This is a genomic window from Idiomarina sp. A28L (assembly GCF_000218785.1).
In the GTDB taxonomy this organism is placed as follows: domain Bacteria; phylum Pseudomonadota; class Gammaproteobacteria; order Enterobacterales; family Alteromonadaceae; genus Aliidiomarina.
This window is the reverse complement of sequence record NZ_AFPO01000021.1, coordinates 326435-346053: the sequence shown is the minus strand read 5'-3', so window position 1 is coordinate 346053 and position 19619 is coordinate 326435. Positions and strand designations below refer to the sequence as shown.

25 protein-coding genes are annotated in these 19619 nt (G+C 45.6%); 11 read left to right on the top strand and 14 right to left on the bottom strand.

Going from position 1 to position 19619, the window contains the following annotated elements; genetic code table 11:
- Positions 1-26: 26 nt before the first annotated feature.
- A complete protein-coding gene (gene yjgA / locus A28LD_RS09490) occupies positions 27-548 on the bottom strand; it encodes a ribosome biogenesis factor YjgA (protein ID WP_007420867.1) in 522 nt (173 codons plus the stop codon).
- Positions 549-687: 139 nt separating this feature from the next.
- Between yjgA and pmbA the strand changes: the two genes are divergently transcribed.
- Positions 688-2025, top strand: a complete 1338-nt coding sequence (gene pmbA / locus A28LD_RS09485; RefSeq protein WP_040487295.1) for a metalloprotease PmbA — start codon at positions 688-690, stop codon at positions 2023-2025.
- 82 nt (positions 2026-2107) lie between these two features.
- Here pmbA and A28LD_RS09480 read toward each other — a convergent pair whose 3' ends face one another.
- The 10 genes from A28LD_RS09480 to A28LD_RS09435 all read right to left on the bottom strand — a co-directional run bounded on the left by A28LD_RS09480 (position 2108) and on the right by A28LD_RS09435 (position 8843).
- Positions 2108-2383 (bottom strand): HPr family phosphocarrier protein, encoded by a 276-nt coding sequence (locus tag A28LD_RS09480; RefSeq protein ID WP_007420865.1) that lies wholly within the window; start codon positions 2381-2383, stop codon positions 2108-2110.
- Positions 2364-3233, bottom strand: a complete 870-nt coding sequence (gene rapZ, locus A28LD_RS09475; RefSeq protein ID WP_007420864.1) for an RNase adapter RapZ — start codon at positions 3231-3233, stop codon at positions 2364-2366. The genes A28LD_RS09480 and rapZ overlap by 20 nt, the downstream gene beginning before the upstream one ends.
- Positions 3224-3694 (bottom strand): PTS IIA-like nitrogen regulatory protein PtsN, encoded by a 471-nt coding sequence (ptsN, locus tag A28LD_RS09470; RefSeq protein ID WP_007420863.1) that lies wholly within the window; start codon positions 3692-3694, stop codon positions 3224-3226. The genes rapZ and ptsN overlap by 10 nt, the downstream gene beginning before the upstream one ends.
- A 4-nt stretch (positions 3695-3698) precedes the next feature.
- Entirely contained in the window at positions 3699-3986 is a 288-nt protein-coding gene (gene hpf / locus A28LD_RS09465) for a ribosome hibernation promoting factor (protein ID WP_007420862.1), read from the bottom strand.
- A gap of 24 nt (positions 3987-4010) precedes the next feature.
- Positions 4011-5366, bottom strand: a complete 1356-nt coding sequence (locus tag A28LD_RS09460; RefSeq protein ID WP_007420861.1) for an RNA polymerase factor sigma-54 — start codon at positions 5364-5366, stop codon at positions 4011-4013.
- Positions 5367-5449: 83 nt separating this feature from the next.
- On the bottom strand, positions 5450-6175 hold the full coding sequence (gene lptB / locus A28LD_RS09455) for an LPS export ABC transporter ATP-binding protein (RefSeq protein ID WP_007420860.1): 726 nt from the start codon (positions 6173-6175) through the stop codon (positions 5450-5452).
- A 2-nt stretch (positions 6176-6177) separates the two neighbouring features.
- Positions 6178-6732 carry a lipopolysaccharide transport periplasmic protein LptA gene (lptA, locus tag A28LD_RS09450; RefSeq protein ID WP_007420859.1) on the bottom strand — a complete coding sequence of 185 codons (555 nt, stop codon included), beginning with the start codon at positions 6730-6732 and terminating at the stop codon, positions 6178-6180.
- A complete protein-coding gene (gene lptC / locus A28LD_RS09445; protein WP_007420858.1) occupies positions 6692-7285 on the bottom strand; it encodes an LPS export ABC transporter periplasmic protein LptC in 594 nt (197 codons plus the stop codon). The genes lptA and lptC overlap by 41 nt, the downstream gene beginning before the upstream one ends.
- A complete protein-coding gene (gene kdsC / locus A28LD_RS09440) occupies positions 7282-7851 on the bottom strand; it encodes a 3-deoxy-manno-octulosonate-8-phosphatase KdsC (RefSeq protein ID WP_007420857.1) in 570 nt (189 codons plus the stop codon). The genes lptC and kdsC overlap by 4 nt, the downstream gene beginning before the upstream one ends.
- The gene (locus tag A28LD_RS09435; protein ID WP_007420856.1) at positions 7851-8843 is read right to left on the bottom strand and encodes a KpsF/GutQ family sugar-phosphate isomerase; all 993 of its coding nucleotides are present in this window, start codon (positions 8841-8843) and stop codon (positions 7851-7853) included. Before A28LD_RS09435 ends, kdsC begins: the two co-directional genes overlap by 1 nt.
- 235 nt (positions 8844-9078) lie before the next feature.
- On the opposite strand from A28LD_RS09435, the gene A28LD_RS12000 reads away from it, so the two are divergent.
- From A28LD_RS12000 to murA, 7 genes are read left to right on the top strand one after another with little or no spacing between them, the layout of a single operon-like run.
- Positions 9079-9684 (top strand): TetR/AcrR family transcriptional regulator, encoded by a 606-nt coding sequence (locus tag A28LD_RS12000; RefSeq protein ID WP_007420855.1) that lies wholly within the window; start codon positions 9079-9081, stop codon positions 9682-9684.
- Between the two features lie 16 nt (positions 9685-9700).
- Complete coding sequence (locus A28LD_RS09425) at positions 9701-10507, top strand: ATP-binding cassette domain-containing protein (RefSeq protein WP_007420854.1); 807 nt, start codon at positions 9701-9703, stop codon at positions 10505-10507.
- Positions 10504-11277: a lipid asymmetry maintenance ABC transporter permease subunit MlaE gene (mlaE, locus tag A28LD_RS09420; protein WP_007420853.1), complete on the top strand. Its 774-nt coding sequence runs from the start codon at positions 10504-10506 to the stop codon at positions 11275-11277. Before A28LD_RS09425 ends, mlaE begins: the two co-directional genes overlap by 4 nt.
- Before the next feature lie 3 nt (positions 11278-11280).
- On the top strand, positions 11281-11748 hold the full coding sequence (mlaD, locus tag A28LD_RS09415; RefSeq protein WP_007420852.1) for an outer membrane lipid asymmetry maintenance protein MlaD: 468 nt from the start codon (positions 11281-11283) through the stop codon (positions 11746-11748).
- Positions 11749-11751: 3 nt separating this feature from the next.
- The gene (locus A28LD_RS09410) at positions 11752-12066 is read left to right on the top strand and encodes an STAS domain-containing protein (protein WP_007420851.1); all 315 of its coding nucleotides are present in this window, start codon (positions 11752-11754) and stop codon (positions 12064-12066) included.
- A gap of 15 nt (positions 12067-12081) precedes the next feature.
- A complete protein-coding gene (locus A28LD_RS09405; protein ID WP_007420850.1) occupies positions 12082-12339 on the top strand; it encodes a BolA family protein in 258 nt (85 codons plus the stop codon).
- 10 nt (positions 12340-12349) lie between these two features.
- Complete coding sequence (gene murA, locus A28LD_RS09400; protein WP_007420849.1) at positions 12350-13651, top strand: UDP-N-acetylglucosamine 1-carboxyvinyltransferase; 1302 nt, start codon at positions 12350-12352, stop codon at positions 13649-13651.
- Positions 13652-13739: 88 nt separating this feature from the next.
- On the opposite strand, the gene A28LD_RS09395 is transcribed toward murA, so the two are convergent.
- The 3 genes from A28LD_RS09395 to A28LD_RS09385 form a co-directional block, all read right to left on the bottom strand.
- A complete protein-coding gene (locus A28LD_RS09395) occupies positions 13740-14813 on the bottom strand; it encodes a trypsin-like peptidase domain-containing protein (RefSeq protein ID WP_007420848.1) in 1074 nt (357 codons plus the stop codon).
- Between the two features lie 152 nt (positions 14814-14965).
- Positions 14966-16381 (bottom strand): DegQ family serine endoprotease, encoded by a 1416-nt coding sequence (locus A28LD_RS09390; RefSeq protein WP_007420847.1) that lies wholly within the window; start codon positions 16379-16381, stop codon positions 14966-14968.
- A gap of 171 nt (positions 16382-16552) precedes the next feature.
- Complete coding sequence (locus A28LD_RS09385; RefSeq protein WP_007420846.1) at positions 16553-16993, bottom strand: YhcB family protein; 441 nt, start codon at positions 16991-16993, stop codon at positions 16553-16555.
- Between the two features lie 211 nt (positions 16994-17204).
- Here A28LD_RS09385 and zapE point away from each other — a divergent pair, with 211 nt between their 5' ends.
- From zapE to rpsI, 3 genes are all read left to right on the top strand, one after another.
- Positions 17205-18332, top strand: a complete 1128-nt coding sequence (gene zapE, locus A28LD_RS09380) for a cell division protein ZapE (protein ID WP_040487213.1) — start codon at positions 17205-17207, stop codon at positions 18330-18332.
- Positions 18333-18503: 171 nt separating this feature from the next.
- Positions 18504-18932 carry a 50S ribosomal protein L13 gene (gene rplM / locus A28LD_RS09375; RefSeq protein ID WP_007420844.1) on the top strand — a complete coding sequence of 143 codons (429 nt, stop codon included), beginning with the start codon at positions 18504-18506 and terminating at the stop codon, positions 18930-18932.
- 16 nt (positions 18933-18948) lie between these two features.
- Positions 18949-19341, top strand: coding sequence for a 30S ribosomal protein S9 (rpsI, locus tag A28LD_RS09370; RefSeq protein WP_007420843.1), 393 nt, complete (start codon positions 18949-18951; stop codon positions 19339-19341).
- Positions 19342-19619 lie beyond the last annotated feature (278 nt).

Genomic DNA, 19619 nt, shown 5'->3' with positions numbered 1-19619 from the left:
ATATTTGGGCGCAAACGAAGGTTTCTTTAGGTGGACGACTCGCTAAGGCTGCGGATATATTTGAACAGCGCACGGGAAGCCGCCGGTGGTTTGTTTTGTTCCAGTTCTTTCGCAGCTTGCCGGGCATATTGGCGTAATTGCTGGCGATCGCCATGGGGATATACATCCAATAGTTCTTGAATGGCATCATCGCCTTGATTAATAACCCGATCACGCCATTTTTCGAGAGCATGGAAATGAGCTGCTTGGTAAAGCGCTCGGTTTTCGAGCTCATCAATAGCGGCTAAAATTGGCGCTGTATCACGTTGGCGCAAGAGCTTTGCTACCAACTGTAGTTGTCGGCGATAGCCTTCACGCTTATTTTCGATTTTTTTCGCAAGTTTAACGGCGGCAAAAGTTTCATCATCAAGCGGTATTTGTTTTAGGCCGTTGCTGCCCATTTTTACCAGTTTAACGCCGAGGTCGTGCATATCTTGGGAATGGCGTTTCAGTTGTGTTTTACTGAGGTCGCCATCATCTAAATGTTCATCTTGGTTATCGCGTTGCATGTTCAGGTTCACCTAACTATTCAATGCGCTAAGTTTATCAGGAAGCAGGCTTCGGTGATATACCGGCCGTTCACCATAATATTTGAGGTTTTTTTTGGCTAATTTAAATAACAATACGGGTTTAACATCGCGCGAACAGTTGCAACCGGATTTAGAACGGGCAATTTCAGCTGTAGAAGCGGCATTAGCAGCAGCAAAAAAACGCGGAGCTTCTGCAGCTGAGTGTGCCTTAGCACACAGCCGGGGCTTGAGTGTAAGCACCCGTTTAGAAGAAATTGAAACAGTAGAGTTTAACCAAGATGGCACGCTTGGTATTACCGTATATCGCGGCCAAAGCAAAGGTAGCGCAAGCACTTCCGATCTTTCATCGGAAGCGGTATTGATTGCAGTTGAAAAAGCCGATGCTATTGCCCGGTGGACAGAAGCAGATGCTTGTTCCGGGCTTGCCGATAAAGAGCTTATGGCAAGTGGTTACGCAGATCCAGAATTGTTTTATGCTGCAAACCAATCACCAGATTACGCAGCCGAACAAGCCTTGGCCTGTGAAAAGGTAATGCTGGCAGCAGATCCGCGTATTATTAATTCCGATGGTGCCCACTATTCTAGCCACTGTGGCTTTCGCGTGTATGGTAATAGCCATGGCTTCACCGGCCATTATATGAGTTCTCGGCAAAGCTTAAGTTGTATGCCGATCGCTAAAGAAGGCGATAAAATGGAGCGCGATTACGCCTACACTATGGCCCGTAACCCGGCATTATTGAACACTCCAGAAGCAGTGGCGTTAGAGGCGGCAGCAGCTACAGTATCTCGTTTAGGTGCGCGTTCGATACCTACGTGTTCAGCGCCGGTTATTTTTCATAGCGATTTGGCTCATGGTATTTTCGGGCAGTTTGCGGGGGCCATTAGCGGCGGCAATCTATATCGTAAAAGCACGTTCTTGCTCGATCATCTCGGCAAGGAAATATTCCCAGATTGGTTAAGCATTCATGAAAACCCATTGGTGCCAGGCGGATTAGCAACGAGCCCTTTCGATCATGAAGGCGTGGCCACAAAAGAGCGCGATATTGTTACTGCGGGTGTGCTCGATACCTATTTGTTAACCAGTTATGCGGCGCGCAAGCTGGGTATGCAAACTACAGGGCATGCGGGGGGTATTCATAATTGGTATGTGCAAGCGCAAGCTCCTCAGTTAGATGCCGATTTAGCGGCATTGTGTAAGCGTATGGGCACAGGCTTGCTGGTTACTGAACTTATGGGCCAAGGTATTAACTTAGTTACCGGTGATTACAGCCGCGGCGCTGCGGGCTTCTGGGTTGAAAATGGTGAAATCCAGTTTCCAGTAACCGAAGTAACGATTGCGGGTAACTTGCGCGATATGTTTAAGAACATGGTGGCAATGGCGGCCGATGTTGATCCGCGCCATGGCGTACAATGTGGTTCGGTACTGCTCGCAGATATGAAGATAGCGGGTTCGTAAGCACGGCACATGAGCGAAGCATAATAAAAAAGGAGCCTAGGCTCCTTTTTTATTATGCTGTAATTAGAAGGTTCGATGAGCATTATTCTTCTTCATGAAAACGCTCTTGTACCAACGTAGTAATGGCTTCTAATGCGGCTTCGGCATCTTTGCCGGTAGCTTTTACCTCAATGTGCTTGCCCTGTTGGCTGGCCAAAAGCATTAAGCCCATTACGCTTCCAGCATCTACTTCCTTGCCATCTTGAGCGATGATTACCTTGGCATCAAATTCACTCGCTAAGCGGGCAAGTTTGGTGGCGGCTCTGGCGTGCAGGCCCAGTTTGTTACGAATTTCTACTTTACGAGTTAGATTTGGCATTGTTTTTTCTTTCTAATTCCCGATGTTTAATTCGTATGTTGGGGTGTTGCGATGCAATACCTTCCGCTAATTTTTCGGTGATATAAACTGAACGATGTTGGCCACCTGTGCAGCCAACCGCGATGGTAAGATAGCTACGGTTGCTGCGTTGAAAATAGGGTAACCAAGTGCTGATAAAATTTTCGGTTTGGTAAATAAACTTGGTTACTAATTGCTGTTGGCTCAAATAGTGCTGCACCGGCGCATCGAGGCCGGAATATTGGCGCAATTCAGGTTCCCAATGCGGATTAGGCAAGATGCGTGCATCGAACACTGTATCAGCTGTAGTAGGAATGCCATGTTTAAAGCCAAACGACATAAATACGAGCATGAGCTTATTTTGTTTACGCCCTAATACGCGTTCTGTTACTTGTTCAATCAGCTCATGGAGGCTTAATTCGCTACTATCAATTCGCCATGTGGCCAAGTTAGCTAAAGGTTCTAAAATTTGCCCTTCTGCTTGAATAGCATCAGCAAGGGTTAAATCTGATTGTGAAAGCGGGTGTAAACGCCGTGTTTCACCATAACGGCGAATTAGTATTTCATCGTTGGCATCGAGAAATAAGATATCAGGCTTTACATCGTGAGGAAGGAATTCTAAGGCATCACTTAACTCATTATTATCGCCGGCAAGGTTACGCACATCGATGCTAATGGCGATGTTTTCATAGCGCTCTATTACGGTATGCACAAGAGTAGGTAATAGCGCTACTGGCAGGTTATCTACACAATAATAGCCCAAATCTTCAAGTGCTCTAAGCGCTACTGTTTTTCCTGAACCGGAGCGCCCGCTAACAATAATTAGTTGCATGAATCTGCTGTATCTTCCTTCGTCATTAGTTCGTAGAGCTCTGAGCTAGAAGTAGAGTGCCGTAGAGCTCTGCAGCAATCTTTTTGATTTAGTTTTGCAGCTACCGCCGAGAGCGTCTGCAAATGTAACTCTGGGTTATCTTTCGGTACCAAAAGTGCAAAAATGATATCCACTGGTTGATTATCGATCGCATCAAAATCAATAGGTTGCGCAAGAGTAATAAGTGCCGCAACCGGTTGGCCGGCATTCTCCAGCCGGCCGTGAGGGATTGCGATACCTAGCCCTATACCAGTACTACCTAAGCGTTCGCGTTGCAGTAAGCTTTCGAAAATATCAGCTTTACTTACGCCAGCAAGTTTAGGTGCTACGAGCTGGCTTATGAGCTCAAGAATTTTCTTTTTGCTGCTTTCTTCAACCGCAACGCGAGTGCTATCGGGGCTAAGGATATCTTTTAGTTCCATGATCCTAGTGCTTACTCAATTTTTCTTTGTGTTTAATAACTTGGCGATCGAGTTTGTTGATCAAGGCATCGATGGCTGCATACATATCCTGATGCTCTGATGTGGCAAAAACTTCACCCCCATTAAGATGAATGGTAGCTTCCGCTTTTTGCATGAGTTTTTCAACATTCAATATCACATGAACGTTATTTATATGATCGAAGTGGCGCTCAAGCTTGGAAAATTTGGTGTCAACATAGTTTCTTAGAGCATCGGTAATATCAACATGGTGACCCGTAAGATTAATTTGCATAGCACATCTTCCTTCTATTGATAGTTAAAGCAGACTCTTCCGTTGGCTCGAAGATGGGATATTTAGCGATTCCCGATACTTCGCAATGGTCCTTCTTGCTACTTGAATACCCTGGTCGGCCAATAGCGTTGCTAACTTATTATCGCTCAATGGCTTCCCCGGATTCTCTGCTGCAACTAGTTTGCGAATTAACGCACGAATTGCAGTAGATGAATACTCACCGCCTTCATCTGTGCTTACATGGCTGGAGAAAAAATACTTCAGCTCAAAAACACCTTGAGGGGAATGCATGAATTTTTGCGTTGTTACTCGCGAAATGGTTGATTCATGCATATCTATACTATCTGCGACATCACTTAGAATCATTGGTTTCATTGATTCTGGCCCATACTCAAAGAATGCCTGTTGTCGTTGCACGATACAATGGGCAACCTTAAGTAAAGTTTCATTTCTACTCTCAATACTTTTAATGAACCAGCGCGCTTCTTGCAAGTGTTGTTTAATATAATCGGCATCGCCACTGCTGCAACCATTGTTGTGCTTGTTGGTGTGTATAGCAGCGTAGGTTTCGTTAACGCGTAATTTGGGCATTGCTGCTGGGTGTAATTCGGCCACCCAGCGGCCATTATTTTTTCTTACTTGTACATCGGGTATTACATAATCTGAAGAGCCGGCAGAAAAAGAATCACCCGGGCGCGGGTTCAACTGCTGAAGAAGCGCTAACACATTTCGAATAACATTTTCTTTTAAGCGTGATTTTCGCGCTAAAGTTCGGTAATCACGTTTTCCGAGCAGTTCTAAATAATTATCGACTACGTTTTTGGTTGCCGCTAGTGACGGAGTGTCATTTGGTAATTGATTTAGTTGTAAAAGTAAGCACTCACGTACGCTGCGAGACGCTACACCGATAGGATCGAAGTGCTGAATGCGCTTTAAAACAACGGCAACTTCTTCCGCATTTATTTCCTCATCGTGCTGTTGTGCCGCTTCAAGAACTTCTTCTAATGATTGCGTTAAATAACCACTATCATCGATGGCATCAATAATGATCAGAGCTATGTGTTCATCGGTTGCTGAAAAATGGGAGAGGCGCATTTGCCAAATAAGATAATCTTGCAGTGATTCGTTGGTTTCGCCCTGATAGATGTAATCATCTTCAGCGGCAACGCCGGCACTTGAAGAAACGGTTGCGGAAATGTTTTGTTCCCAAGTTGGCGTTATTTCTTCTTCTGGTAATTCAAGCAGAGGGTTATTTTCTAAAGCTTCTTGTATCTCTTGTTGCAGCTCCAACGAAGACAATTGCAGCAACCGAATTGCTTGTTGCAATTGCGGTGTCATGGTTAAGTTTTGGCTAAACTTGAGCTGCAAGCCTTGCTTCATGTAATTATTATCTCTGGCGTTAAATAAGTTTGCATGTAATGAAAACACTACCCATAGGTATATCATGGGTGCGGTAGAAGAAATTACAAGGTGAATTGATCGCCTAGATAAACATCTTTTACTTGCTGGTTTGCTAAAACTTCTTCTGCGGTGCCTTTTGCAATCAAATTGCCTTGGCTAACAATATACGCAGTTTCGCACACGGAAAGTGTTTCGCGCACATTGTGATCGGTGATTAATACCCCAATTCCACGATCGCTCAACTGTTGAATGATTTTCTTGATATCCAATACTGAAATTGGGTCAACCCCAGCAAAAGGTTCATCGAGAAGAATAAATTTTGGTTCCGCTGCCAACGCGCGAGCAATTTCTACTCGGCGGCGTTCGCCTCCCGATAAGCTCATGCCTAAGTTATCTATGATATGGCCAATGTGAAATTCATTCACGAGCTCATCAAGCTTATCTTCTCGTTGGCTAGCACTGAGCTCTTTGCGTGTTTGTAAGATGGCCATAATGTTATCGCGCACAGTTAGTTTGCGAAAAACCGAGGCTTCTTGCGGTAAATAGCCGATACCTTTGCGAGCTCGTGCGTGCATTGGCAGCAGAGTTATATCTTCATCATCAAGCCGAATACTGCCTTTATCATTAGCTACAAGGCCAACAATCATATAGAAAGTGGTGGTTTTACCTGCACCGTTGGGGCCTAAAAGGCCAACAATCTGGCCAGCATCTACTTCGATGCTGACATCTTTTACAACGGTACGGCCTTTATAGGCTTTTGCTAAATGTTCAGCTTTTAGTGTTGTCATGCTTAATTCTGCTCGTTTTCAGTGCGTGGGCGCGGCCGGAAAATAGTTTCTACTTGCTCTTCGCCGCGGGTGGCGCTTACCTGCATGGTTTCTACATAATAGAGAATGGTTTCAGCGCGTACCGAGTTGCCGTCTTGGTTGAGTTCTGCTTCGCCAATTAACTTCAATACGCGTTCAGTAGCATCATATTCAATACGATTTGCATGCGCGTTTACTATTATCCCTGGTTCAATTTCTTGCTGATAGGTAGCTGGCGCCTCATCGTTACCCTCAAGAATAAACAGCTCTGCTGCACCAGTATCGTTTTCAAAGCCGGTAATCGATAACTTGTGCGCGGTTATTTTTAAACTACCTTGAGTAATTCGAACATTGCCAGTTGCGATTTTCACTTTGTTGGCTATATCAACAAAATCCTCATCAGCAAGAATTCGCATCGGCTCTGAAAAATCGCGAGCCAGGGGAGATTCTTGCGCGTTAGCATAAGCGCTGATGCTTCCAATGCTTACGCTGGTAAGGCTAAGGGCGAGCAGAGCGAGGGTAGTAAATTGTTTCAACATGATCGATAAGCTCCAGTTGCTGTACTTCTAAATCAACGCGCATTCCGTTGCCGTTAATAGTAAATTGGGGGCCCTGAATAGTAACAGGGGAATCTGTGTGCATGATACGATTTTGTAAATCGATGCTGATGAAATCGGTTTTAATTTCATCAATGTAGCCTGTATTGGAGCGGTTAATAATTAGAACATTTGATTCTAGCTCGAGGCGTTCACCTTCATAATAGCGCCCTTTATCGGCAGACACTTCCCATACACTTCCAGTTTCTGAGCTATCCACCGCAGATTCATCGAGATAGGTGATATACACCGCTTTTTCGAGTTCGGTAAGGTTCAAAGCACTAAAATGAGCCATGTGCTCAGCTCGGATTTGTTGAGCTAAACGCCCATCAGATTCGAATACACGGGTTTCCAACCCCGTTGCGGTGAAATCTGGAATCAGTTTCTCACTGCGCTGGCCGCTTTCAATCGCCTCTTCATCATCAAAGGCGCCCCATAAAATAATAGTAGCAACAAATGCCACTAACAGAATGATGAAGATACTTCTGCGGTTCACGTACTGCTCTCCTGAACCTGATGTAACAAGCCTTGGCTGAGCAATAGTAAATCTGCGATTTCGCGAACAGCCCCAAAACCGCCGCGTTGCTGGGTTATATAATGCGCGTGCTGTTGCACCTGCGGGTGGCCATCAAATACGCTGAATGCTAAGTGTGAGCCTTGAAATAGAGCGAGATCAGGCGTGTCGTCGCCAACACTTGCCGTGCGCTCGATGCCGATGCCCGTGTTTTTCTGAATTTCTTGTAAAGCCACCAGCTTATCGTGTTGCCCTTGATATATATGTTTCACACCCAGTGCCTGCATGCGGGTTTGCACAATTTCTGACTTGCGCCCTGTGATCACGGCAACTTCGATACCGGCTGAAAGTAAGGCTTTAACTCCGAGGCCATCGCGAGTGTGAAAGGCTTTTAATTCTTCGCCCTGATTACCGAGATAAATGCGGCCATCTGAAAATACACCATCAACATCGCATACGAGCAGTTTAATGCTTTGAAAACGCGCTAATAAATCTTCGTGGATATCACCATACCAAGTACTCACATAAGGGTTTATTGTGTTTTTCATTACATAACCCCCGCGCGTAGAAGATCATGCATATTAAAGGCGCCAATAACGGTTTGCGCTTTATCTAGGACTATTAAGCCGTTGATCTTGCGAGTTTCCATTAGCTTTAGTGCTTCAGCTGCTAATGTATCGGCTGTGGTAGTAATGCAGCCCGTAGTCATTACTTCAGAAATTTTGGTTTGATGAATATCTACTCGTTGGTCAAGAATTCTGCGCAAATCACCATCTGTAAAAAGCCCGAGCAATCGGCCTTGTCCATCAACTATAGTGGTCATGCCTAGGCCTTTTTGCGATATCTCTAACAAAGCCTCAGTAATAATGGCATTGCTCGATACCTTAGGTACGCGTTCGTTAGCGTGCATAATATCACCCACACGGAGCAAAAGGCGTTTACCTAAACTGCCGCCCGGGTGCGAAAGAGCGAAATCGTTTGCCGTAAAGCCTCGTGCGTGTAAAAGCGCTACGGCTAGGGCATCACCCATTACTAAGGTGGCTGTAGTACTCGCGGTTGGAGCCAAGCCCAGCGGGCATGCTTCTTCACTTACAGCTACACTTACATGTACATCGGCGAGCTTGGCAAGGGTGGAATCAGGTTGCCCGGTAAGAGCTATGAGGGGAACGCCCAAACGCTTGATAACCGGAAGTATACTTAAAACTTCATTCGTTTCGCCGGAGTTGGATATCGCAATAACGGTATCTTGTGGCGTAATCATACCTAAATCACCATGGCTGGCTTCACCAGGGTGTACAAAAAATGCTGGCGTGCCTGTGCTGGCAAGAGTTGCGGCTATTTTGCCACCGATATGGCCCGATTTACCCATGCCAGTAACCACAACACGGCCTTGACACCGAATCAGTAATTGGCAGGCCTGCGCAAAATCTTGATTTATAGCCGCTTGCATACCTTGTATGGCCGCTATTTCTATTTCAAGAACGCGTTTACCTTGCCATATATAGCCTTCGGTGGAAGCCGGTGAGATATGTTCAGACATAGATCCCTAATCCTATTTTGCAACGTAATAAAACTCTACCAAGCAAATACACAATATTATGGGTGCAGCGCTTTAGTAACGGGTTGTTCAGTGCTGCACAACAGGGTGAGTATACCATTGCTGGTGTTTAATTCAGCTATTCTCTGGTGGTTTCTAGCAATCAAGTTGGTTATTGCGAAAAACCAGTGCGGATGATACTTTACCGAACAGACGGTTTTTATAGTGGGTGTTTAATATGACAGATGCAACGAAAACCAGCAGAGGAGGCCGGCCGAGCAAGCGTGAGTTTATTTTGCAGCAGGCTGAGCTTCTAGTGCAAGAGCAGGGTGCCTCGCATCTAACTTTTGATGCTTTAACGGAAAAAACCGGCATTAGTAAGGGCGGTTTATTATACCATTTTGCCAGTAAAGAGGCGCTCATCGTTGCTATGCTGGAACGCTATATTGGAATGCGCGAAGCAAGAACAGAAGAGCTTCTGGAACAAGGTATTGAAGGCCCAAATGCGGAAATAAAGGCGATTATTCTTGGTGAGCTGAATGTGCCTACCTCAATGCTAGCGGTTGATAGTGCTATAATTGCCGCAGCGGCTAACAATCCGAGCTTGTTACACCCTGTACGGCACAAATTTGAAGAGTTATGGACAATACTAAATGCCAGCTCTAGCGGTGGTGCGCGAGCACAAACGGTATGGAAAGCAGCGGTAGGCGATCGTTTATTGCGCCAATTTGGCTTGCTCGATTGTGAAAGTAAGGAACAAAGAGAAGCTTTTACTGCCGAAATGATGGCGTTGCTTGAGGCGCCAGAGGATAATAACGGAAATTCTGGCAGTGTATTTGGCTAGTGAGCAGAGGGAATAAGTGGATAATTTAGTAGAAGTTAAAGATATTTACTTCAAGCGTGGCGATACTCTGATTTATGAAGATGTTTCGGTGCAAGTGCCGCGTGGTAAAGTAACCGCGATTATGGGCCCCAGTGGTTGCGGTAAAACTACGCTTTTACGCTTAATTGGCGGGCAATTAAAGCCGCAGAAAGGAAGCATTCGGTTTGCTGATTACGAAATCACTAAACTAGGGCGTAGCCAGTTGTTTGAGGCGCGTAAGCGCATGAGTATGTTGTTTCAAAGTGGCGCGTTATTCAGTGATTTAACGGTTTTCGAAAACGTAGCCTTTCCTTTGCGAGAGCACACCGATTTACCCGCAGATATCATTGCCACAGTGGTAAAAATGAAACTCGAAGCGGTGGGTTTACGCGGTGCTGGAACTTTGTTTCCGCAAGAATTATCAGGTGGTATGGCGCGCCGCGCCGCATTAGCTCGATCAATTGCACTCGACCCTGAATTGATCATGTATGATGAACCGTTTGCGGGCCAAGATCCTATCTCTATGGGCATGTTGGTAAAGCTAATTCGTTCACTAAATAGCACGCTTGGGCTAACATCAATCGTTGTTTCTCATGATATTCATGAAGTAATGAGTATAGCCGACCACGTGGTGATTTTGGCAAACAAAACCGTGGTTGGGCAAGGTTCACCGGAAGAACTCAAGCAAAATGGTAATGCTTTAGTGCAGCAGTTTCTCCAAGGTGAGCCTGATGGCCCGGTACCTTTTCATTATCCCGCTTCCGAATATAAAAGCGATTTACTTGCCGGAGGCCGCGCAAAATGAATTTCTTCATTAACATTGGCCGCAATACCCTAAACACATTGCGAGGGGTGGGTGCAGCTTCAATCATGTTGTTCCAAGCTTTAGTAGGCAAGCCTCAGCCGCGGAAAATGTTTCCGTTGTTGATTCGCCAGCTTTATGTGGTGGGTGTGCAATCCATGCTAATAATTCTGATTTCAGGGTTATTCATTGGCATGGTGTTGGGCTTGCAAGGCTATACTATTTTAGTTGATTTTGGTGCTGAACAGGCATTAGGGCCAATGGTAGCGCTATCACTATTGCGTGAACTTGGGCCGGTGGTAACGGCACTTTTGTTCGCTGGCCGAGCGGGCTCAGCATTAACCGCCGAAATTGGATTAATGCGCGCTACCGAGCAACTATCGAGCCTAGAAATGATGGCGGTAGATCCTTTACGGAGAGTAGTAGCACCGCGTTTCTGGGCGGGTTTCATCAGTATGCCTTTGTTGGCACTCATGTTTAGTGCCATTGGTATTTATGGTGGTTTCTTGGTTGGTGTGCAGTGGCTGGGCGTTGATGATGGTGCGTTCTGGTCGGTTATGCAGGCAAGTGTTGAGTGGCAGAACGATATTATGAATGGCGTTATCAAAAGCCTTGTATTCGCAATCGTTGTAACTTGGATAGCACTTTATAAAGGTTACACAGCGGCACCTACCTCGCCGGGAATCAGCGCAGCTACTACGCAAACAGTAGTCTATAGCTCGCTAGCCGTGTTGGGTTTGGATTTTATTTTGACAGCAGTGATGTTCGGGTGATTTATGGAAATGCGTAAAATTGAATTATTGGTAGGTGTATTTATTTCGGTAGCGATTGCTGCGTTGATTTTTCTTGCGCTACAGGTAGCTAATCAGAGTAATGCGCTGCGAGGGGAAACTTACACCTTGTACGCGAAATTCGACAACATTGGTGGCTTGAAAGTACGCTCACCGGTTAAAGTAGGTGGCGTAGTAGTGGGCCGCGTGGCGAGCATTGAGCTCGATTCCGAGTATTTCGAACCGGTTGTTGAGATGCGTATCAGCAATAAGTATGCAAAGTTTCCGGAAACCAGCACTGCATCAATTCTTACTTCTGGTTTATTGGGTGAACAATATATTGGTTTAGAGCCTGGCTTTATGGACGATGATATCTTCGTTTTAGCCGATGGCGATTCAATATTTAACACCAATTCAGCTATGGTGTTAGAAAACTTGATAGGCCAATTTCTCTTTAGCCAAGGTGATGATTAAACAATGTCAGATCTGAGCTTCAAGGTAGATAAAGATTGTGTTCGCGTAGCGGGCAAATTGAATCGCGATAACGTGGGCGCTGCTTGGCGCGCTCGCGGCGATTGGGTTGGAAGCAGCGGTGATTTAACACTTGATTGTAGTGATGTGCAGCAGGTTGATTCTTCTGGAATCGCTATGTTCATTCAGCTAATCGCTGAGCTAGCAGAATCGAACCGCTCGTTGTCTTTACAGAATACCAACACTCAACTGCGTCAATTTGCCGAGGTGAGTGGCGTTACTGAGCTGCTTTCGTTAAGCTATGCGGAATCAAAACAGTAAACAACGGAAGAATCCATGAATCCGAATGAAATCGAAGCGCTTTTGCAAGAAGCACTCGAGCTAGATGAAGTACACGTTAGCGGCGAAGGTAGCCATTTCCAAGTGATTGCGGTTAGCGCTTCGTTTGCCAACCTTTCTCGCGTAAAGCAACAGCAAATGATTTACCGGCCTTTAAACGATAAAATTTCTGACGGTACTATTCATGCGCTAAGCATCAAAGCGTACACTCCAGAAAAATGGCAGCGTGAAAAGCTGCTTAATATGCCTAGCTGAGTGTAAAAAGATGGAAAAATTAGTAGTTCAAGGCGGTACCCGCTTAGAAGGTGAAGTTCGCATCTCTGGTGCGAAAAATGCAGCCTTACCTATTTTGCTGGCGTCGATTTTAGCCGATAGCGAAGTGTTAATTCACAATGTTCCGCGCCTTCAAGATGTAGAAACTTCACTAGATTTGCTTGGCGAACTCGGCATTCCACACCAACGTGAAGGTGCTAATAGTTACCTTATTTCCCCACCTAAACATCATCACCATATTGCACCCTATGAATTAGTTAAAACCATGCGTGCTTCTATCTTGGTGCTCGGGCCTCTGCTCGCCAAATGCGGCAGAGCTGAAGTATCTCTGCCGGGAGGATGTGCGATCGGGGCGCGGCCAGTGAACCTGCATATCGATGGTATGCGGCAAATGGGCGCTGAAGTTGTTGTTGAGAACGGTTATATCAAAGCACATGTACCAGAAGCTCATGGCGGCCGTTTACAAGGTGCGCATATCATTATGGATATGGTGAGTGTTACCGGCACCGAAAATCTGATGATGGCGGCGGCTTTAGCCAATGGCAAAACCATTATTGAAAATGCGGCGCGTGAACCAGAAATTATTGATTTAGCAGGTTTCTTGAATGCCTTAGGGGCTGATGTTCGCGATGCGGGTACCGATACAATTATTATTCACGGGGTTGAAAGGCTGCACGGTGGTGAATATACGGTGCTGCCAGATCGTATTGAAACCGGCACTTTTTTAGTGGCTGCGTTAGCTACCCAAGGGCATATTCGGTGCACTCATACTAATCCTGATTTTCTAGATTCGGTTCTGAAAAAATTAACCGAAGCTGGCGCTGAAATTATTAAGGGCGAAGATTGGATTGAGCTTATTAGCCATGGGCGGCCGAAAGCGGTGAATATCGTTACTGCTCCGCACCCGGCTTTTCCAACTGATATGCAGGCGCAATTTATAGCGTTGAATAGCATTGCGAAAGGCACTTGCTGGGTACGTGAAACCATTTTCGAAAACCGCTTTATGCATGTTCCAGAACTGCGGCGCATGGGCGCAGATATTGAGCTAGAAGGCAACACAGCGATTTGTACTGGTGTTGATAAACTTACCGGTGCGCAAGTGATGTGTACAGATTTGCGCGCTTCTGCTTCATTAGTTATTGCGGGAATGGTTGCTGAAGGCGTTACTGAAGTTGAACGGGTATACCATATCGATCGTGGGTATGAATCAATTGAAACTAAGCTTGCTGGCTTAGGCGCGAGAATTGAACGTGAGCAAATGTGCCCAACACGGATAAAACGCACTCAAGATTAGTTATTTTCCGTTTATTGATTAGAAAATAAAAAAGCAGCAGGTTTTTTAAACCGCTGCTTTTTTGTTTCTATTGCTAGAGCTCTGGGTATTACTGCAGTTGCTCAATGGTTACAATAACAGCTCTAGGCTCACCACCACGATAGAATTTTATTTCTAATTCGGAGCCTGGTGTCGCTTCCGCTACCAAATCGAGCCCTTGGTTTACTGAAGTTACAGCCCGGCCACCAATTTCATAAATAAAATCACCAGTGCGCAAGCCAGCGCGCCAAGCTGGGCCTTGTTCTACCACATCGTCTACCCGTAATCCGCGAGTAGAAAAATCATCACTGTAGTATTGCCCAGCGGTGATACCGAGATAACCGCGGGTTACTGCGCCTTCGTTAATAAGCTGGCGCATAATTCGCTGCGCTAATGGGTAGGCTAGAGCAAAATAAATACCCTGTGAGCCTCGGCTACTGAATTCAGATTGATATGAGGCACTGGCAATACCCACTAATTCGCCACGGCTATTTACCACAGCGCCACCCGAGTTGCCTTCATTAATGGCGGCGTCCATTTGAATAAACTCTGCATAGGCACTACCTAAGCTAATTCGGCCGGTAGCCGAAATAATGCCTTGGGTTACCGTTTGCCCAAGGTTGTAAGGGTTACCAATCGCTAACACCACATCGCCAGCGCGGGGGGTGTAACTCTCATTTACACTAATCGTTGGTAGGTTGTTCGCATCGATTCTGAGTACTGCCAAATCAGTAAGTTCATCGCTACCCACTAATTGAGCGCCGAATAAGCGGCCGTCTTGTAATGCTACTTCAATTTGATCTACGTTTTGAACTACATGCAACGCCGTTAAAATATAACCGCGAGAATCCATAATAATGCCTGAACCCAGGCGCATGGCTGTTGCTGGCTGGCTACGTACTCGGCCATCTCGAATCGATTGTGCAGTGTAAATGTTAACAACGGCAGGAGCAGCGCGCTCGAAGGCACTTGAGAAAGTCATTAGCTCGCCATGTATTAACTGTTCTTGCTGTTCGCCTGCTGGCTGGCGTGTTATCACCCACAACACAATAAGTGCAACAACCACACCCAAAAGTGCCGGTTTTAAGAAGTATTGCGTAAAAATTTCGCTAAACGTGCTTTTTTGGCGCTTTTTAGCCGTCATGGGTTCTCACAAAGTTTAGTGATATTGCAATTTACAGTTAGCCGAGCAAAAGCTGCTTGGTAGCAAAGTAAATCGCATATTGGTGAAATATAACACTAAATATAGCAGGAAAGGCCGGCCTCTGATAGAGGCCGGCGGAGATTGCAAACGTGCTAGTTAGGAAGCACAAGATAGAGCTGCGAGTTACCCCGAAGCAAATTTAACGCAACAACGCCCTGAGTATTTTGAATAAGATTTTGCAGTTCTCGAGTGTTGCTCACTACTTGGCGGTTAACGGCCACAATGATGTCGTTCTCACGTAAACCCAGGCGCGCGGCGGGTGAATCGGTTTCAACAGCACTAACTACAACGCCTTGCTGATCCCGAGTGCTTAACTCTGCCCCCCGAAGTGCAGGGTGCAATATATCGGCCGTTATTTGTTGGCTCTCTTGTTGGTCAAGCTCAACCGTTACGTTAAGTTCATTACCATCGCGTAGCAATGTGAGTTCAACTGTTCTCCCAGCACCTATGGTTCCTACTTTTGCGGCAAGTTCTGCAAAAGAATAAACTGGGGTGCCGTTAAGCGCTAAAATTACATCGCCCGCTTCAATACCGGCTTTATGCGCTGCGCTATCGGCAACTACTTCACTAACCCATGCGCCTTGTGCTCGATTGATATCAAGTGCTTCGGCGAGTTCTTGAGTGAGGTTACCGCCACGAACGCCCAGAACACCGCGGCGTATTTCCCCAAATTCAATTATTTGTTCAACTAAGTTATTCATCATGTTGGCTGGAATAGCAAACCCAATGCCAATGTTGCCTCCCGTTGGGCCAAGGATCGCGGTGTTGATACCAATTAAGTTACCTTCCAGATCAACCAGCGCTCCTCCAGAGTTTCCGCTATTAATGGCTGCATCGGTTTGAATAAAGTTTTCCAACCTATCAACTCCCAAGCCGCTGCGGCCCAGAGCAGAAACAATGCCGGAGGTAACGGTTTGCCCGAGGCCAAATGGGTTGCCAATGGCCACCACGAAATCGCCTACTCGTAATTGATCTGAGTTGCCGATGTTTATAGATACTAAATCTCTTGGATTTTCTAATTTCAGCAGTGCAATATCCGATTCCTCATCGCGGCCGAGCACTTGTGCATCGAATTGGCGGCCATCGCGAAGAGTAACGGTTATTTCAGTAGCATCATTAACAACGTGTGCATTGGTTACCACAAGCCCTGCATCGGCATCAATAATAACGCCTGAGCCGAGGCCTTGAAACGGTTGCTCGCGAACTTCTTCACGAGGTGAGTTTGGCCCGAAGAAAAAGCGAAAAGCTTCCGGTAAGCGTTGGCGTGTTACGCGCTTTCCTTGTACCGATATATTCACTACAGCAGGGGTAACCTCATCAAGCATAGGGGCTAGAGTTGGAATGCCTCTTTCGTTGGTATGAGCGGCAGGGAAATTGGCATAGGCTTGCTGAGTATTTGCTTGTTGAGCATTTACTTGGTTTGCAAGTGCTTGCGCGCTAAAGCCGGCTTGAAGGGTTAGAATACTGGCCAGCGCCAGTGTGGTAATGAAGGATGTTAATTTTCTCATCAATATTACTCCGAATAGACATCAATTGTTCAGGGCAAAAACCATTGAAGGTGCAAAACAAAGACCATCAAAATCGGAAATAAGTTCGCTGTAAAAAAAATTCAAGAGGATAAAAACGCAAACAGGGCGCCGAAGCGCCCTGAGAGAATATTTTTTAATGTGGTTCGAGCGTTATTCTTCTTTCAACGCTTTCGGCACTGGCGTAAATAACCCACTGCCAGGCTCAGAGTAATCACGAGGCGGAGAATCAGCTGTTTCGCTATCTTCTCTGCGATCTCTATTCATCACGTTGGCCTTGCGAATTGAGCGAATGGTTTCTTCAGAAAACAATAACGGTTGCTGCCAATCTTTATCTTGCTCAAGCAAATGCTGGCTATCTTGCAAAAACAAGTTTAAACGATGCTGAATATCGGTTACTTCAGAGGCGAGTTGGCGGGCGGAAGCAAGTTGCTCTACCACATCTTTACGATAGGCCTCAAACTGCTGTTGCGAGCTCTCTATTTGTGATTTTAATTCTGCCGTATCGCCGGTTTGGGAAAGATAAAAACGCGCGGCGAAAAAGCCGATTATCACCCCCGCGATTAGTAGTAAAATTCCTATTAACCAATCCATATTGTGTTCCTCTTACTCATATTCAGCTCATATTCAGCCGTTACTCACACCAAAACTTGGTGCTTACTAATGCTTTGTTATATTTTAGCTGGTTTCAACGCCTACCGGGGCGTTCAATTGTAATATTAGCAACAAGTTCCATAATACTAGATTCTTGTTACATAATCCTCAATGCATGATGGTATCATGTAATGATTCAAACAGTCGTCAGATGTCAGGCAAATTTGTGTCGGAAAATGTAAATACACCGTTAGCAGCATATCAACGTGATTTAACACGTTCAGATTTTCACCACGATCCAGCGCAGGAAGAGGCCGTTAAGCATCTTCAGCGTTTGTTCGATGATCTTATTGGGAATAAACCCGGCAAAGGCTTCAAAAAGATATCCAGAACCTTACTCGGTAAAAAAAAGCAGCAAATTCAAGGTTTATATTTTTGGGGTGGAGTAGGCCGGGGTAAAACCTATCTTGTAGATACCTTTTATAACGCACTGCCGTTCGAGCGCAAATGGCGTGTGCACTTTCATCGCTTTATGCATCGGGTACACGCGGAACTGAAAGCGTTAAAAGGCAAATCTGATCCGTTGCCGTTAATTGCAGCTAAGTTTGCCACCGAAGCTAGGGTTATCTGCTTCGATGAGTTTTTTGTGCAAGATATTACCGATGCTATGATTTTAGCCACTTTGCTCGAAGCTTTGTTTGAAGAGGGCGTGGTGCTGGTTGCAACCTCAAATATAGTGCCCGATGATTTATATAAAAACGGATTGCAAAGAGCTCGGTTTTTACCAGCTATTCAGTTGTTAAATCAAAATTGTGAAATTGTAAATGTTGATGGTGGTGTGGATTATCGTCTGCGTACACTTACACAGGCAGAGATTTATCATTCCCCGCTCGATAAAGCAGCCGATGAAAACCTGGTACGTTATTTCCATCAGCTTGCACCGGAACATCAAGCTCATCGTTGTGATGAACCTATAGAAGTGAATGGCCGCAACATACTAGTACGCTGTGAAGCAGATGATGTGGCATTTTTTGATTTCAAAGAGCTCTGTGAAGGGCCAAGAAGCCAAAACGATTACATTGAGTTGGCGCGGTTATATCACGCCATATTGATTAGTAATGTACCGCAATTGAGCCGTGATAAAGACGATGCCACCCGTCGGTTTATTGCTTTGGTGGATGAGTTTTATGAGCACAAAGTAAAACTTATTATGTCGGCTGAAGTGCCCATGCAAGAACTCTATAGCGGCGGCACGCTAAGCTTCGAATTTCGCCGTTGTTTAAGCCGGTTGCAAGAAATGCAATCACACGAGTATTTAGGTAGCGAGCATCTTCCATAAATTAATACGATCTAGGCCTGATCGCCGTTGCGTTTAATTGCGTCCGTGTATATAATACCCGCCGCCCACGTTACCTCCCCCGGTTCAAAGCGGGGTGAAACATAATTGGCATTTCGCGGGGAAGCCCGGAAGGCCCCAGGTAAACTCATGAATTTGGGTAATAGATAACTCATGAAAACATTTGTAGCAAAAGCAGAAACTGTAAAGCGCGACTGGTTCGTAGTTGATGCAGACGGTAAAACTCTTGGTCGTTTGGCCACTGAGATCGCAACTCGTTTGCGTGGCAAGCACAAGCCTGAATATACTCCACACGTGGATACTGGCGATTATATCGTTGTTGTTAATGCAGAAAAAATTACCGTTACCGGTAATAAAGCAAAAAACAAAATCTATCACTCGCACAGTGGTTACCCAGGTGGTTTGAAGTCTATCAGCTTTGAAAAGCTACAGGCGAAGAAGCCAGAAATGATCATCGAAGCAGCCGTAAAAGGCATGTTGCCGCGTGGTCCTTTGGGTCGTGCCATGTTCCGTAAGCTTAAAGTGTTTGCGGGTCCTGAGCATGCACATGTAGCTCAGCAGCCTAAAACTTTAGAGATTTAATACGGAGCATATACAGATGGCAGATAATCAATACTACGGTACAGGTCGTCGCAAAAGCTCTACAGCTCGCGTATTTATGCGTGCTGGCGGCGGTGACATTAAAATTAACAATCGTACGCTCGAAGAATACTTCGGTCGTGAAACTGCGCGCATGGTAGTGCGTCAGCCGTTAGAGCTTCTTGAAGTAACTGAGAAGTTCGACCTTTACGTTACCGTTACTGGCGGTGGTACTACTGGTCAAGCGGGTGCAATTCGTCACGGTATTACTCGTGCACTTATGCAGTACGATGAAGCCTTACGCGGCGAATTACGTAAAGCGGGTTATGTTACTCGTGATGCGCGTAAAGTTGAGCGTAAGAAAGTTGGTCTACACAAAGCGCGTAAGCGTCCACAATTCTCTAAGCGTTAAGCTGGAAATTGGCAGGCCTACGAAAGCCCGGATTATTCCGGGCTTTTTTATATCTACTGAACTAGTTATTACATAAACTACCTTCCGCTAGCCCTTATTTTTCCTGCCTTGCAGAATATTACTCGAACACCACACTAACGCAAAAATAAACATCAGATCTATCTGATTTGATCGTGCGTTTACCTTGTAAAGAGTGTGAATTTTCATTATCATTGGATAGATTTTTTTTCGTGCGAGCATTGAGTTAAATAAGCTGCGTAATTTCGCACAGCGTCCAA